General features: G+C 74.6%; 10 protein-coding genes. 4 read left to right on the plus strand and 6 right to left on the minus strand.

From position 1 onward, the window contains the following. Positions 1-370: 370 nt before the first annotated feature. Positions 371-850, plus strand: a complete 480-nt coding sequence (locus ACIPSC_RS26055) for a universal stress protein (RefSeq protein WP_400828488.1) — start codon at positions 371-373, stop codon at positions 848-850. A 142-nt stretch (positions 851-992) separates the two neighbouring features. On the opposite strand, the gene ACIPSC_RS26060 is transcribed toward ACIPSC_RS26055, so the two are convergent. From ACIPSC_RS26060 to ACIPSC_RS26075, 4 genes are all read right to left on the minus strand, one after another. Continuing rightward, a complete protein-coding gene (locus tag ACIPSC_RS26060) occupies positions 993-2,180 on the minus strand; it encodes an acyl-CoA dehydrogenase family protein (RefSeq protein ID WP_400828467.1) in 1,188 nt (395 codons plus the stop codon). Positions 2,181-2,397: 217 nt separating this feature from the next. After that, positions 2,398-3,396, minus strand: coding sequence for a hydroxymethylglutaryl-CoA lyase (locus ACIPSC_RS26065; protein ID WP_400828468.1), 999 nt, complete (start codon positions 3,394-3,396; stop codon positions 2,398-2,400). Continuing rightward, complete coding sequence (locus ACIPSC_RS26070) at positions 3,393-5,723, minus strand: acetyl/propionyl/methylcrotonyl-CoA carboxylase subunit alpha (protein WP_400828469.1); 2,331 nt, start codon at positions 5,721-5,723, stop codon at positions 3,393-3,395. The genes ACIPSC_RS26065 and ACIPSC_RS26070 overlap by 4 nt, the downstream gene beginning before the upstream one ends. A gap of 101 nt (positions 5,724-5,824) precedes the next feature. Continuing rightward, a complete protein-coding gene (locus ACIPSC_RS26075; protein WP_400828470.1) occupies positions 5,825-7,552 on the minus strand; it encodes a carboxyl transferase domain-containing protein in 1,728 nt (575 codons plus the stop codon). Between the two features lie 134 nt (positions 7,553-7,686). Between ACIPSC_RS26075 and ACIPSC_RS26080 the strand changes: the two genes are divergently transcribed. Together ACIPSC_RS26080 and ACIPSC_RS26085 are read left to right on the plus strand one after the other, a co-directional pair. Further along, positions 7,687-8,382, plus strand: coding sequence for a TetR/AcrR family transcriptional regulator (locus tag ACIPSC_RS26080; RefSeq protein WP_400828471.1), 696 nt, complete (start codon positions 7,687-7,689; stop codon positions 8,380-8,382). A 288-nt stretch (positions 8,383-8,670) separates the two neighbouring features. Continuing rightward, positions 8,671-12,807: an ABC transporter ATP-binding protein gene (locus tag ACIPSC_RS26085; protein ID WP_400828472.1), complete on the plus strand. Its 4,137-nt coding sequence runs from the start codon at positions 8,671-8,673 to the stop codon at positions 12,805-12,807. Between the two features lie 48 nt (positions 12,808-12,855). Here ACIPSC_RS26085 and ACIPSC_RS26090 read toward each other — a convergent pair whose 3' ends face one another. Next, entirely contained in the window at positions 12,856-13,872 is a 1,017-nt protein-coding gene (locus tag ACIPSC_RS26090; protein WP_400828473.1) for an ATP-grasp domain-containing protein, read from the minus strand. 103 nt (positions 13,873-13,975) lie between these two features. On the opposite strand from ACIPSC_RS26090, the gene ACIPSC_RS26095 reads away from it, so the two are divergent. Continuing rightward, the gene (locus ACIPSC_RS26095; RefSeq protein ID WP_400828474.1) at positions 13,976-14,509 is read left to right on the plus strand and encodes an NUDIX hydrolase; all 534 of its coding nucleotides are present in this window, start codon (positions 13,976-13,978) and stop codon (positions 14,507-14,509) included. A gap of 27 nt (positions 14,510-14,536) precedes the next feature. On the opposite strand, the gene ACIPSC_RS26100 is transcribed toward ACIPSC_RS26095, so the two are convergent. Further along, a complete protein-coding gene (locus ACIPSC_RS26100) occupies positions 14,537-15,472 on the minus strand; it encodes a hypothetical protein (protein ID WP_400828475.1) in 936 nt (311 codons plus the stop codon). Positions 15,473-15,767: the final 295 nt, after the last annotated feature.

Here is a 15,767-nt window from a genome sequence, read left to right on the forward strand (position 1 = left end):
TGCTCGGCGCAGACCGACGTCGTCCCGTGGGCGGCCCTGCTGCCTGGGCAGCGTTGTCCTCTCCTGTCGGCCCATCTCCTGCGAAGAGCCTTGAGCCATGGCTGGTTTTGAGTCCTCCCGACCGGTTGAACCGGACGTGCCCCGCGTCGGCGGCGCGTCGGCCGGGGGAGACGACCGCCGGAGTACGGACGGCGCCGAGGTCCGGCCTGCTGCCGTGGGTGCCGGTGCCCTCTCCCGTGCCCTCCGCAACATCGCGCGCCGGAGCCGCCCCGGCTCCCGCCAGCGCCGGGAACAGCACCGCTCCGACGCTGCGGAGCCAGCCGTGAGCGGCCGCCTGGGGCCGGGCGCCGAGCGTCCCGGTGTTCCGGGCCTGCCCAGCACAACCGGCGAGCCGATCGCGCAGGAGGCCGCCGCCCGTGCCTGCGACCCGGCCTTCCAGCACGGCGTGGTGGTCGGTTTCGACGGCTCCCTGTCGAGCGAGCGCGCCCTCGCCTACGCGGTGGGCATGGCCCGTCGCTCGCAGTGCGGACTGGTGATCGTGCACGTCGCCAACCGCCTGCCCGCCACCGTCTGGGCCGGGTGCGAGCCTCCGGTCTTCGTCGACCTCCCCGACCACCGGACCGAGGTCCTCGGCCTGGAGCTCGCCTGTGCGGACTTCCTCGCCGGAGTCCCCTGGATCCTGGTCGAGCGGGGCGGCGACATCTGCCACGAGATCGAGGAGGTCGGCCGCGAGTACGCCGCCGACGCCATCGTGGTCGGCAGCACGCACGGCCTGCTCGGCAAGATCTTCGGATCGGTCTCGGGCCGGCTGGCCCGCCGCGCCAACCGCCCGGTGATCGTGATTCCCTGACGTTCCGTCGCGGAGGTGTACTGCGACCGCCGTCCGGTCTTCCTCGGCCTCTCCGCAGGCCCTCCGTGCGCACCGGCCGCGGCGGAGCGGTGTGCGGGAGGGCCCGCGGACGGGCGTGCTTCCGCGAAAGGGCGGGTGCGTCTCAGACCACGCCGAGCTCACGGGCGATGAGCATGCGCTGGACCTCCGAGGTGCCCTCCCCGATTTCGAGGATCTTGCAGTCGCGCCAGAAACGCGCCACCGGGTACTCGTTCATGAAGCCGTACCCGCCATGGATCTGGGTCGCCTCGCGGGCGTTGTCGACGGCGGCCTCGGACGAGTACAGCTTCGCGATCGCGGCCTCCTTCTTGAACGGCTCGGCGTGCAGCAGCCGGGAGGCGGCGTCCCGCCAGGCGAGGCGGGAGACGTGCGCGCGCATCTCCATGTCGGCGAGCTTGAACTGGATCGCCTGGTTGGCGCCGATCGGCCGGCCGAAGGCGCGGCGCGTACCGGCGTAGCTGACGGACTGGTCGACGCACCCCTGGGCCAGGCCGGTGCCCAGGGCCGCGATGGCGATGCGGCCCTCGTCGAGGATCCGCAGGAACTGGGCGTAGCCGCGGCCGCGCTCGCCCAGCAGGTTGGCCGCGGGGACGCGGCAGTCGGTGAAGGACAGTTCACGGGTGTCGGAGGCGTTCCACCCGACCTTCGAGTACTTCTTCGAGACCTGGAAGCCCGGGGTCCCGGTGGGCACGATGATGGACGAGATCTCGCGCTGCGGCGAGGAGAATCCGCCTTCTTCACTCGAACGAGCGATCGGTTCGGTGAGGGCGGTGACGGTGACCAGGCCGGTGATCTCGGTGCCCGAGTTGGTGATGAAGCACTTGGTGCCGTTGATGACCCACTCGTCGGTGTCCTCGTCGTACCGCGCCGTGGTGCGGGTCGCGCCGGCGTCGGAACCGCCCTCGGGCTCGGTGAGGCCGAACGCGCCGAGCATCTCGCCGGAGGTGAGCCGCGGCAGCCACTCGCGCTTCTGCTCCTCCGTGCCGAAGCGGTAGACGGGCATCGCACCGAGCGAGACCGCGGCCTCCAGGGTGATCGCGACCGAGGAGTCGACGCGGGCGAGCTCCTCCAGGGCGAGGCAGAGGGCGAAGTAGTCGCCGCCCATGCCGCCGTACTCCTCCGGGAAGGGCAGGCCGAAGAGGCCCATCCGCCCCATCTCCCGCACGATCTCGTAGGGGAACTCGCCCTGCTCGTAGAACTCGCCGATCTTCGGCGCGACCACGTCCTGGGCGAACTCGGCGACGGTGCGCCGCAGTTCCTCGTACTCGCTGTTCAGCCGGTGGTCGAGCATGGTGATCCTCCTGTGGCCCCGGCGGGGTGGCCGCGGGCGTGAGCGTGGTGACCGCGTGTCCGCCCGGCGGTGTGAGGGCGTGACGGAAGCGCGGTCTGTTGAGGGTGACGGTCGGTGCCGTCGGTGTGGTGTCGGCGCCGGCCGGAGGTGGCTCCGGCCGGCGCCGCGGGTCTCTGTGCGGGCCGGGCTTCCGAGGGCGCCCGGCGGCCGGGCGCCGTCAGGCCGGGGCCGCGCCGAGCAGGGCCTGGACGGTGCGGGAGGGGCTCGGCCGGCCGAGCTGCTGCGCCATCCAGCCGCTGGTCGCGACCAGGGCGCGGAGGTCGACCCCGGTCCGGATGCCGAGCCCGTGCAGCATCCAGACCAGGTCCTCGGTGGCCAGGTTCCCGGTGGCGCTCTTGGCGTACGGGCAGCCGCCCAGGCCGCCCGCGGAGGCGTCCACCGTGGTGACGCCGGCGCGCAGGGCGGCCAGAGTGTTGCTGAGCGCCTGGCCGTAGGTGTCGTGGAAGTGCACCGCGAGCCGCTCGGCCGGGACGCCCGCCCGGGCGAAGCCGTCCAGCAGGGCGGTGACCTGGCCCGGCGTGGCCACGCCGATGGTGTCGCCGAGGCTGAGCTCGAAGCACCCCATCTCCAGCAGCCGGACCCCGAAGCCGACGACCTGGTCGATCGGGACCGGGCCCTCCCACGGGTCACCGAAGCACATCGAGAGGTAGCCGCGGACCCGGATCCCGGCCTCCGTGGCGCGCGCCACGACCGGCTGGAACATCGCCATCGCCTCGTCCGCCGAGCGGTTGAGGTTGCGCCGGGCGAAGGTCTCGGTGGCGCTCGCGAACACCGCGATGTCGGCGGCGTGGTGGGCGAGCGCCCGGTCGAGGCCGCGCTCGTTGGGCACCAGCACCGGGAGCCGCAGCCCGGGGTGGCGGGCCGGCAGGTCGGCGAGCCGGGGCACCAGTTCCTCGGCGTCGGCAAGCTGGGGCACCCACTTCGGGTGGACGAAGCTGGTCGCCTCGACCGTGCCCAGGCCGGCGGCCGCGAGCCGGGCGATGAACTCGGCCTTGACCTCGACGGGGACGAGGCCGCTCTCGTTCTGCAGCCCGTCGCGCGGGCCGACCTCGTGGATCCGCACCTGCGCGGGCAGGCCCGGGTCGCGAACGGGGTCGGGCAGGCCGAGGTCGAGGGCGTCGGGCTCGTGCGCAGCGGAGGGCGCGTCGGCGGTCACGGCGTCACCTCGGCCGCGACCGCGCCGGCGTCCCGGCCGGCCGCCTGCTCGGCGGGGCCGTCCTCGTCCGGGGCGACCACGACCAGCAGCTCCTCCATGGCGACGGTGGCGCCGGCGGTGGCCCGCAGCTCGGTCACCGTGCCGTCGTGCGGGGCGGCGATCACGTGTTCCATCTTCATGGCCTCCAGGACGAGCAGGGGTTGGCCCCGGCGGACCTGCTCGCCGGCCGCCGTCTTCACGACGGTGACGGTGCCCGGCATCGGGGCGGTGAGCGCGCCGTGGTGGGCGGCGCCGCCGGCGGCGCTCTCGCCGACCGGGTCGTACGCGTGCAGCGGCCAGGCGTCGCCGTCGATGCCGAGCCAGGTGACCGGACCGCCCACGGGGTTGGGGGCACCGTCGGCGGCCAGGGCGAAGGTGGTCTGCAGACCGGCCGCGGTGAGGTGCAGGCGGTCGCCGGTGCGCACGGCGCGGGCGCGGTGGACCGGCCCGTCGCCGAGCCGGACCTCCACCTCCGGGGTGACGCCCGGCCGATTGTCAGTGGGCTCCGCTACGTTGCTCGCAGTGATCGGACGGACGCTCACCGCCACCGGTTCCTGGCCGGAGGCGCGGAGGCGGTGGGTGGTCCAGGCGGCGTCGCCCCCGAGGCGCCAGCCCGACGGGAGGGAGAAGGGGTCGGTCCAGCCGCCGCCGTCGGTGGCGGGGGTGAGGTCCAGGTGCCGTGCGAGCGCGGCCGCGTAGTAGAGGAGGTGCGCCGGCGACGGAGCGTCGGCGGAACCGGCGGAGCCTGCGGTATCGGCGGAGCTGGCGGAACCGGCGGTGGAAGGAGTGGCGGAAGTGGTGTCGGCGGTCCGGGCCGGGGAGTAGGCGGAGGCCAGCAGTGCGGGCTGCTGCTGGGCCGTCTGCTCCACCAGGCCGGTGTCGAGGCGGCCGGCGGCGACCTCGGGGTGTGCGAGCAGTCGCCGCAGGAAGCCGGTGTTGGTGGTCACGCCGAGGATCCGGGTGTCGGCCAGCGCGGCGCGGAGGCGGCGCAGCGCGGTCGGACGGTCGGGCCCGTAGGCGATGACCTTGGCGAGCATGGGGTCGTAGGCGCTGGTGATGACGGATCCGGCGGTGACGCCGGAGTCCACCCGGATGCCTTCGCCCTGCGGCTCGTCGAGTACCAGGATGCGCCCGCCGGTGGGCAGGAAGTCCCGTTCCGGGTCCTCGGCGCAGATGCGGGCCTCGATGGCGTGGCCCAGGAAGGAGATGTCCGGCTGGGCGAAGGGCAGGCTCTCGCCGGCGGCGATCCGGACCTGCCACTCGACCAGGTCCAGCCGCTGGGGCTGGGCCGGGGCCGCCGCTGCGCCCGGGAGCGGGGCGGTGACGGCGACGGCGAGTTCGGTGACGGGGTGTTCCACCTGGAGGCGGGTGTTCATCTCCATGAAGAAGAAGTCCCGTACCCCCTCGGCGGGGGCGGGGGAGTCCGGGTCGATGCCGGGGACGATGAACTCCACGGTGCCGGCCCCGGTGTAGCCGCACGACTCCGCGGCGCGCACGGCCGCGGCGCCCATCGCGGCCCGGGTCTCGGCGTTGAGCAGGACGGAGGGTGCCTCTTCGATCAGCTTCTGGTGGCGGCGCTGCAGGCTGCACTCGCGCTCGCCGAGGTGGACGGTGGTGCCGTGGGCGTCGGCCAGCACCTGCACCTCGATGTGGCGGGGCCGGTCGACCCAGCGCTCCAGCAGCAGGGTGTCGTCGCCGAAGGCGGTGCGGGCGACCCGCCGGGCGGCGGCGATCTCGGTGGGCAGCTCGGCCGGGTCGCGGACCAGGCGCATGCCCTTGCCGCCGCCGCCGGCGGACGGCTTGAGCAGGACCGGGTACCCGATCTCGTCGGCGGCCGCGACGAGTTCCTCGTCGGTCGGCGCGGTCGCCCGGCTGCCCGGCACCACCGGGACGCCGGCGGCGCGGACGGCCTCCTTGGCGTTGATCTTGTCGCCCATCAGCTCGACCGCGGCGGGAGGAGGTCCGATGAAGACCAGGCCGGCGTCGGCGCAGGCGCGGGCGAAGGCGGCGTTCTCGGCGAGGAAGCCGTAGCCGGGGTGGACGGCCTGGGCGCCGGTGCGGCGGGCGGCGTCGAGGATCTGGTCGGTCCGCAGGTAGGTCTCGGCGGCCGAGCTGTCGCTGCGGTCGGCCGGTCCGAGCCGGACCGCGGTGTCGGCCTCGCGGACGTGGGGCGCGTCGGCGTCGGCGTCGCTGAACACGGCGACGGAGCGCACGCCGAGCAGCCGCAGGGTGCGGATCACCCGGAGGGCGATCTCGCCGCGGTTGGCGACCAGAACTGTGTCGAACATGGGAGGCGTTCCTCCGGGTCAGGGGGGCCGTACGAAGGAGGTGGTCGGGGAGGGGTGGCGGCCGGACGGCCGGGGCCGGGCGGGGCCGGCCCCGGTGCGGGTCACATCCGGAAGACGCCGTACGGGCCGGGTGCCGGGAGCGGGGCGTTGGCACAGGCGGTGAGGGCGAGACCGACGACGGTGCGGGTGTCCATCGGGTCGATCACGCCGTCGTCCCAGAGCCGGGCGGTGGCGTAGTACGCGCTGCCCTGGCGCTCGTACTGCTCGCGGACCGGGCGCTTGAACTCCTCCTCGGCGGCGGTCGGCCACTCCTCGCCGTGAGCCTCCAGCTGGTCGCGGCGGACGGTGGCCAGGACGGACGCGGCCTGCTCGCCGCCCATGACGGAGATCTTGGCGCCCGGCCACATCCAGAGGAAGCGGGGCGAGTAGGCGCGGCCGCACATCGAGTAGTTGCCGGCTCCGTACGAGCCGCCGATCACCACGGTCAGCTTCGGGACGCGGGTGCAGGCGACGGCGTTGACCATCTTGGCGCCGTGCTTGGCGATGCCGCCCGCCTCGTACTGCCGGCCGACCATGAACCCGGTGATGTTCTGCAGGAAGAGGAGGGGAATGCCCCGCTGGTCGCACAGCTCGATGAAGTGGGCGCCCTTGACGGCGGACTCGGAGAAGAGCACGCCGTTGTTGGCGACGATGCCGACCGGGTGGCCGTGGATCCGGGCGAAGCCGGTCACGAGGGTCGCGCCGTAGTCGGCCTTGAACTCGGCGAAGCGGCTGCCGTCGACCAGCCGGGCGATCACCTCGCGCACGTCGTACGGGGTGCGCGGGTCGACCGGGACGGCCCCGTAGAGGCCGGCCGGGTCGATAGCGGGCGGCTCGGCCGGTTCGAGCGGCCACGGCCTGGCCGGGCGCGGGCCGAGCCCGGCGACGATGGTGCGGACGATGGACAGCGCGTGGGTGTCGTCCTCGGCCAGGTGGTCCGTGACCCCGGAGGTCCGGGAGTGGAGCTCGCCACCGCCCAGCTCCTCGGCGGTGACCACCTCGCCGGTGGCGGCCTTCACCAGCGGCGGTCCGCCGAGGAAGATCGTGCCCTGGTTGCGGACGATGACGGCCTGGTCGCTCATCGCCGGGACGTACGCGCCGCCCGCGGTGCACGAGCCGAGCACGGCGGCGATCTGCGGGATGCCCGCGGCGGAGAGCCGGGCCTGGTTGTAGAAGATCCGGCCGAAGTGGTCGCGGTCGGGGAAGACCTCGTCCTGCATCGGGAGGAAGGCGCCGCCGGAGTCCACGAGGTAGATGCAGGGCAGGCGGTTCTCCAGCGCGACCTCCTGGGCGCGCAGGTGCTTCTTCACCGTCATCGGGTAGTACGTGCCGCCCTTGACGGTGGCGTCGTTGGCGACGACGACCACCTCGCGTCCGGCGACCCGGCCGATGCCGGCGATGACGCCCGCCGCCGGGGCGGCGCCGTCGTACATCCCGTCCGCCGCGAGCGGGGCCAGTTCGAGGAAGGGGGACGCCGGGTCGAGCAGGGTGTCGACGCGGTCGCGCGGGAGCAGCTTGCCCCGGGAGGTGTGGCGGGCCCGGGCCTTGGCCCCGCCGCCGAGCGCGGCCGTGCCGAGCTTCTCGCGCAGCTCGGCGACCAGGGCCCGGTGGGCCTCGGTGTTCGCGCGGTAGGCCTCGGAGCCCGGATCGACGGCGGTGCCGAGCCGGGGCGCGGGAGCCGCGGCCCCCGGCGCGACGGACCCGGCGGCTGCGCCGCCCGGGCCGAAGGCGCCCGCGCCGGGCGTGCTGCCGTTGACGCCGGCGGGTACGCCGGCGGTGGAGATGACCATTCCCAAGAGCTCCCTTGCCCTCGGCACCAGGTGGGTGGCAGAGCCGGGTGAGCCCGCGACCCCCAACGTTAATGAGCGTTAACTCGTGCCGCCCAGGTTAACGGTCGATAACCCGACTGTCTACGATGGGCAGCATGCCGAACGTCCCCGCCGCCTCCGCGCTCCCACGCCGTGACCAGATCCGCAAGGAGGCGGCCCGGCTGTTCGCCGCCCGCGGCTTCCTCGGTGTCGGCGTCGACGAGATCGGCAAGGCCGTCGGCATCAGCGGGCCGGGCCTCTACCGGCACTTCGCCGGCAAGGACGCGATGCTCGCCGACCTGCTGATCGGGATCAGCGAGCGCCTGCTGGAGGAGGGGCGCCGCCGGGCGGGCAGCGGCGACGGCGCGGCCGAGGCGCTGGACGCGCTGATCGGCGGCCACGTCGAGTTCGCGCTCGACGACCGCGACCTGATCACCCTGCACGACCGCGAGCTGCTGAACCTCAAGGAGGAGGACCGCCGCACGGTTCGCCGGCTCCAGCGCGGCTACCTGGAGCTGTGGGTGGACGCGGTCCGGCGCGCCTACCCGGCGCTGGCCGAGCCCGCGGCCGAACCGGTCGCCCGGGCCGCCGTGCACGCCGTCTTCGGGTTGATCAACTCGACCCCGCACAGCCTCGGCCCGAACCCCGTCCAGGACGACCGGGTCGCCGGTCTGCAGCGCGACGGCATGGCGGCGCTGCTGCACAGCCTCGCCCACGGCGCCTTCTCCGCGGCGGCCGGCGCGGCCTCCGGGGCCGACGCCCGCGGCGCCGGGGCCGATGTCGCCGCCCGAGCCGCCGGAGCCGCCGACTGACCGGGCCGGGAGCCGGCCCCGGGCGGTTCTGCGGCAGGCCTCGGGCGGGTCCTGGGTCGAGGGTCGGACCGGCGGCTGCGCCGGTGGCAGGTGGGCGCGGGGCGCATCATCGTCCACCCTGGAAGTCGTCCACTCCGGCGACACGGCCAGGGCGGCGTGCGGTCGGGAATCACCGCAGGCCGCCGGCTGTTGGCTCCTCCGCCGGACCGGACGCCCGGCACGCTCTGGCCGGACGGTCCCGGACAAAGCCATGGCGGCCACCCGACGGAATGGTTAGCATCCCTAAATATGCCTGAGACTCACGGATCTACGGTGGAGCTTTCCCCGAGCGGCACCCGAACCGGCACGCAGGGCACCACGGGCGAGCCGGCCGGCACCGGTGCGCCGCGGGACGGCAGAGGCAGACCCGCGGACGGCACGCCTGGCGGCCCGGTGCCCGGCGACGGCGTACCCGGCAGCGGCGGGCCGAAGGACGGCGGAGCCGACGGTCCGGGCTGGCTGCGGCGGCTGATCGGCTACTGCTGGCGGTCGCGGCGCAGCGTGCTGCTGGCCTTCGGCGCCTCCCTGGTCGGCATGGCCGTCACGGCCCTGGTCCCGCTGGTCACCAAGCTGATCATCGACGACGTCATCACCGCGCACACCCGGTCGCTGGCCCCGTGGGCCGTCGTCCTGCTGCTGGCGGCGGTGCTGGTGTTCGCCTGCACCCAGGTGCGCCGGTACTACGGCGGGCAGCTCGCCCTCGACGTCCAGCACGACATGCGCAGCGACCTGTTCCGTTCGCTCGGCCGGCTCGACGGCCACCGGCAGGACCGGCTGGACACCGGCCAGGTGGTCGGCCGCGCCACGTCCGACCTGCAGCTGATCAACGGCCTGCTGTCGATGCTGCCGATGATGACCGGCTACCTGCTGATGTTCGTCATGTCGCTGGCCGTGATGGTCTGGCTCTCGCCGCCGCTCACCCTGATCGCGCTGGTCATGGGCCCGGCGCTGTGGTGGGTCTCGGTGCTGAGCCGCAAGCGCCTGTTCCCGTCCACCTGGGCCGCCCAGCAGGAGGCCGCGGCCGTTGCCGGCGTGGTCGACGAGGCGATCGGCGGCGTGCGGGTGGTCAAGGGCTTCGGCCAGGAGGCCCAGGAGCTGGACAAGCTGGAGGCGGCGTCGCGCAACCTCTTCGCGGCCCGGCTGCGCTCGATCCGCCTGAACAGCCGCTACAACCCGGCGATGCAGGCGATCCCGGCGCTGGCCCAGGTCGCGGTGCTGGCCTTCGGCGGTTGGCTGGCCGTGGACGGCCGGGTCTCGCTCGGCACCTTCGTGGCCTTCTCCACCTACGTGGCCCAGATGACCGGCCCGGTCCGGATGCTGACCATGGTGATCACGGTCGGCCAGCAGGCCCGGGCGGGCGTGGAGCGGGTGCTCCAGCTGATCGACGAACGGCCGCTGGTGCAGGAGCGTCCGGACGCGGTGGTCCTCGACCTCACCGCGTCCTCCTCCGCAGGGTCCGGCTCCGCAGAGTCCGCCGCCGCGACCGACGCGGCCACTGCCGGCGCTGCCACCGCCACCACCGGCGCGTCCGGCCCGGCCCCGCGGGCGGTCGGCGCCCGCACCCCCGACGTGGCACTGGAGTTCGACCGGGTCGAGTTCCGCTACGACCCCGAGCACCCGGCACCCGTGCTGCACGGGCTCGACCTGAAGCTCGCCCCCGGCGAGACCCTGGCCCTGGTCGGGGCGTCCGGTTCGGGCAAGTCGACCGTGGCGCAACTGGTGCCGCGCTTCTACGACCCGGCGGCCGGCGCGGTCCGCCTCTACGGCCACGATCTGCGCGACCTCACCCTCGACTCGGTCCGGGCGGCCGTCGGCATCGTGCCCGAGGAGAGCTTCCTGTTCTCCGAGACCGTCCGCACCAACATCGCGTACGGGCGGCCCGACGCCACCGACGAGCAGGTCGAGGCGGCCGCCCGCGCGGCGCAGGCCGACGAGTTCGTCCGACAACTGCCCGACGGCTACGAGACCAAGGTCGGCGAACAGGGCCTCACGCTCTCCGGCGGCCAGCGCCAGCGCATCGCCCTGGCCCGGGCCATCCTCACCGACCCGCGGATCCTGCTGCTCGACGACGCCACCTCGGCGGTCGACCCGCAGATCGAGGCGGAGATCCACGACGCGCTGCGGTCGGTCATGGCCGGCCGCACCACCCTGCTGATCGCCCACCGCCGCTCCACCCTCCAGCTCGCCGACCGGATCGCCGTCCTGGACCACGGCCGGCTGCTGGACATCGGGACGCACGAGGAGCTCGACGCCCGATGTCCCCGGTACCGGGCGCTGATTTCCGACCACGAGGCCGACCGCACCGGCGGCCGGGCCGCCCCCGGGGCGGACGCCGCCGTCGGCGCCGGAGCTCCGGCCGACGCAGCCGCCACGGCCGGCGCCACCCCGGCCACCACCGCCGCCGCCTCCGCCGAGCCCACCGCGCCGACGACCGGGAACGCCCCCGCCACCTCCGCGGACACCCCCACCCCGCGGCCTGCACCCGACCTGCCGACCGCGGCCCTGACCAAGGCGGCCCGCACCGCCGCCCCCGACCTGATCGCCAAGGTCGCCGAGCTCCCGCCGGCCACCGACACCCCCGCGATACCCCGTGCCGAGGCCGAGGCCGGCGACCCGGACTTCACCCTCCGCCGCCTGCTGCGCCCGTTCCGTCGTCCACTGGCCCTCGCCCTGCTGCTGGTCGCCCTCGACGCGGGCGCCAACCTGGTGCTGCCGGTCCTGATCCGGCACGGCATCGACGACGGCGTGAGCAAGGCGCTGATGTCGGGCGTGACCGTCGCCGCGCTGACCGCGCTGGTGGTCGTCCTGCTGGACTGGCTGGTGCAGAGCGCCGAGAACCGGGTCAGCGGCCGCACCGGCGAGCGCGTGCTGTACACCCTCCGACTCAAGATCTTCAGCCACCTCAACCGGCTGGGCCTGGACTACTACGAGCGCGAGCTGTCCGGCCGGATCATGACCCGGATGACCACGGACCTGGACTCGCTGACGTCCTTCCTGCAGACCGGTGTCGTCACCGCCGTGGTCAGCCTGCTCACCTTCTTCGGCATCTTCGGCGCCCTGCTGGTCATCGACGCCGGCCTGGCCCTGGTGGTCTTCGCCGTGCTGCCGCTGCTGGTGGCCGCGACGCTGGTCTTCCGCAAGAAGTCCAAGGCCCAGTACGAGATCTCGCGCGACCTGATCAGCACGGTCAACGCGGACCTCCAGGAGAACGTCGCCGGCATGCGGATCGTCCAGGCCTTCCGCCGGCTGGACGCCAACACCGACCGCTTCGTCGCCCGCGGCATCGCCTACCGCGAGGCCCGGGTCCGGGCGCAGCTCTACATCTCGCTGTACTTCCCGTTCGTCCAGTTCCTCTCCAGCGTGGCCGCCGCGCTGGTGCTGATCGTGGGCGCCGAGCGGGTCGACGCGGGCACGCTGACGGTCGGCGCCCTGGTCGCCTACCTGCTCTACATCGACCTGTTCTTCGCCCCGGTGAACCAGCTCTCGCAGGTCTTCGACGGCTACCAGCAGGCGGCCGTCGGTCTGGGCCGGATCCGGGAGCTGCTGCGCACCCCGACCACCACGGCCGAGGCCGCCGACGCGGTGCCCGTGCGCGAGCGCCTCCGCGGCGAGATCGACTTCGAGGACGTCAGCTTCGCCTACAACGGCGGCGCCGACAGGGCCCCGGACGTGCTCACCGGCGTCACCCTGCACGTTCCCGCAGGGCAGACGGTGGCGCTGGTCGGCGAGACCGGCGCCGGCAAGTCGACGCTGGTCAAGCTGGTCGCCCGGTTCTACGACGCCACCGCCGGCACCGTACGGGTGGACGGCGTCGACCTGACCCGTTACGACCTCGCCCGGTACCGGCACCGACTCGGCGTGGTGCCGCAGGAGGCGTACCTGTTCGCGGGCACGGTGCGCGAGGCGATCGCCTACGGGCGGCCCTCGGCCTCGGCGGCGGAGGTCGAGGAGGCGGCCCGCGCGGTCGGCGCGCACGACATGATCGTCAAGCTCTCGGGCGGCTACGACCACGAGGTCACCGGCCGCGGCCGGAACCTCTCGGCGGGGCAGCGCCAGCTGATCGCGCTGGCCCGGGCCGAGCTGGTCGATCCGGACATCCTGCTGCTGGACGAGGCCACCGCGGCGCTCGACCTGGCCACCGAGGCGGCCGTCAACCACGCCTCCGACCGACTCAGCGGCGGCCGCACCACCCTGGTGATCGCACACCGCCTCACCACCGCCGAGCGGGCCGACCGGGTCGTCGTCCTCGACCACGGCAAGGTGGTCGAGGACGGCACGCACACCGAGCTGCTCGCCCTGGGCGGCGTGTACGCGCGGCTCTGGCAGGCGTTCATCGCCGACGGCCACCCGGCCCCCGCTCCGGCCCCCGCTCCGGTGGCGGGGTAGGCCGGTCTGGCGGGTCCGGTCACCCAGGTCGGGGCCGGGCCCGCCGCCTCAGGCGGCGAGCAGTGCGAAGAGCAGTCCGGTCACGTCGATCCCGCGGGGCAGGCCGCTGACCTGGCCGTCGCCCACCTCCACCACCCGCCAGCCGGAGCCGTCGGCCCGGCTGGCGAGGTCGGTGGTGACGAAGCGGCAGCCCAGCGCGCGGACCAGCGGCCTGACCTCGGTGAGGTCCGGCTCCGCGGACTGCTCCGGAGCGTCGGGGTGCGGTCCGACCAGGACGGGCTCGCCGTCCAGCCACCACACCCGGGCCTCGACCGCCCGGCCGTTCCCACCGGCCCCGTTCCCGTCGGCTCCGTTCCCACCAGCCCCGTTCCCGTCGGACGCCCTCGCCTCCGTCGTGCCGCCCGCCGGCTCGCCGTCCCTCGGACCGTTCGCCCCGTCGACGGCGGTGCCGTCGGTCCGGGCGAACTCCTCGAACCGGCGCAGCACCACGCCGCCCGCCAGGAAGTCGCCCTGCAGATCGACGAAGCGCGCCACGACCCGCCCGACCGCGGCCGGGTCGGCCAACTCCGGGATGTAGCAGGCCTCGTCCCACTCGTCCTTGCGGGACTTCACGTAGTCCTTGACGATCGCCGGTCCGTGCCCGCCGAGCCGCGCCACGGCCGCCGCCAGCTGCTCGGGGCCGGGCCGGCCGGCCGTCGGGGCCAGCGGGATCCAGACGCTCGGCGGGGTGGCGCCCTCGAACACGTCGTACCAGCCGGGCAGTTCGTGCGCCGAGGCGTAGGCGGGGGCGCTGGTCAGCAGGTTGGCGCCGCGGTCGGCCAGCGCCCGGGCGAAGGCGGCGTAGTCGGCGGACGGGATCATCCAACCCCGGTACCAGACCGGGCCGCAGCCCCGCGGTACCAGTCGGACCGCGTCCTCCGCCTCCCCGGCGAGCAGGGCGTCGTGGTCGACGAGGTACTGCTCGCCGCCCAACTCCCGGAGCATCCGGGCCTCCCAGGCGAAGTGCGGGTCCGGTCGGCGGGGACGGAGCGGGTCGGCCGGGAAGATGATCGCTGGTGCGGGCATGGGCGTCAGCGTACGGGTGGGCGCGGTGAGCGGTGGGGCCAACACCCGTGCGTCCGACGGAATCCGGTCGACGCTCCGGCGGCGGCGCTGCGAGAGTGGCCCGATGCGAAATCTGTTGCGCACGAAGCGGACCCCCAGGCAGGCGGCCCGGACCGTGGTCCTCGACGAGAACGGCTCCGTCTTCCTCCTCCGCTCCGACAACATCGAGGTCGGCGTGCACTGGACGATGCCCGGCGGCGGCATCGAACCGGGCGAGACGCCGTGGGCCGGCGCGCGGCGCGAGCTCTGGGAGGAGACCGGCTGGACCGACCTCGAACCCGGTCCGCTGCTCTGCACCTGGGAGCACGACTTCACCTGGCACGGCATCCGGGTCCGCCAGCACGAGCACATCTACCTGGCCAGCGGTCCGCACAGGGGGCCGGTCGGTGACGTCAGCGCGGTGCACACCGCCGACCTGATCCTGGACTGGCGCTGGTGGACGCCGTCCGATCTCGCCGACCCGGACGCGGATGCGCTCTGGCCGCCCCGGCTCCCGGAGCTGCTGGCCGATGTCAGGGACGGCTGGCTCTCCGACCGGCGCGAACCGGTCCCCGTGCACCTCGGCTACATCCCCAACGCCCCGGCACCGACCGCCTGACCACCCGCTGCCGCCGCGGGCGGCCCGCTACGGCGCCGGCCGCGGGCCGCGCCGGACCGTCCGTACGGTCGGGCCGGCCTGCCAGCCGTGCAGGTCGAGCTCCCGGTCGTGCAGCGCATCGGGGTTGATCAGCACCGACAGCTGCGTGCCGGCCAGGCGGTCGAAGCCGAGACCGGTGGCGTGCAGCAACTGCTCGGTGGGTACCGAGACGGCGATGGCCGGCCGCCACGCGGGCAGCACCACCAGAACGGTGCCGCGGCCGACCTTGATCAGCTCGACCGTCACCCGGATCGCCCGGTGCTCCTCGGGGAGGTTCGGCGTGCCGCCGATCAGGATGCCCAGCGGCGTTTCGGCACCCGCCGGAGCGGCGCCGCCTCCGCCGGTCCGGCCCGCACCGCCGGCTGCGGGAGCCGGTCCTCGAACGGCGCCGGCCCCCGGCCCCTTGTCTGCGGTGCCGGCCGTCCGATCGACGGTCGGGCCGCCCGGCGCGGCCGGCGCCGACGTCGCCTCCGCCTCGCCGGCTCCGGCGCGGCTCGCGGGTGCCGCTCCGGGGTGCATCCGGCGCAGCCGCCGGGAGGGCGAAGGACGCCTGGTCGGGACCGCCCGCGGCTCCTCCTGCGCGGCGCGCAGGACGGGGACCGCCCGGTCCTGGGCGGGTTCGACGGGCGGCTGCAGGCGTACGAAACCCAGGGCTCCGTCGGCGGGCTCGCCCTGGCCGCCGTCGTACTCGTGGTCGGCACTGCTGCGCGGCCGGGGCACGCTGTCCGGTCGGGCGGTGCCGCAGACCCCGCCGTCCGCCCCCGTGACCGAGCAGCGTCCGGCGGCCTCGCCGACCGGGCCGGACGCCGCGGACGTCGGGGCCGCAGCGCTCGAAGGGGCCGGGGAAGTGGCCCCGTCGGCAGGCACGGACGGGCCGGGCGAGGGCAGCTCGGGAGCGGTCGCGGTGTGGTCGAGTGTGGTCATCGGCACGGGCCCTTCGCGGTGCGGTCCCGACGATCCTCCCGCACCCCGCGACCAGCTCCAAGCCGCTCCCCGCCAGGTGTGCGCCACACCACCGTTCCGTTCCTCCCTTTCGGACACCGCGTTCTCCCCGGCCGTCGCCGAGGTGGTTCCGCTCCGCCGTTCCACCCCCGTCGGGGGCGCCCCCGGCGGGCGGCCCCCCCCGGGGCCCCGGGGGCGGCCCCGGCGCCGGCCCCCCGCGGGGGCGGGCGAGGGGCGTGAGCGGCGGGGTACAAACCCTCTCAAACAATTACATAGG

Source organism: Kitasatospora sp. NPDC090091 (genome assembly GCF_044747365.1).
Classification (GTDB): Bacteria; Actinomycetota; Actinomycetes; order Streptomycetales; family Streptomycetaceae; genus Kitasatospora.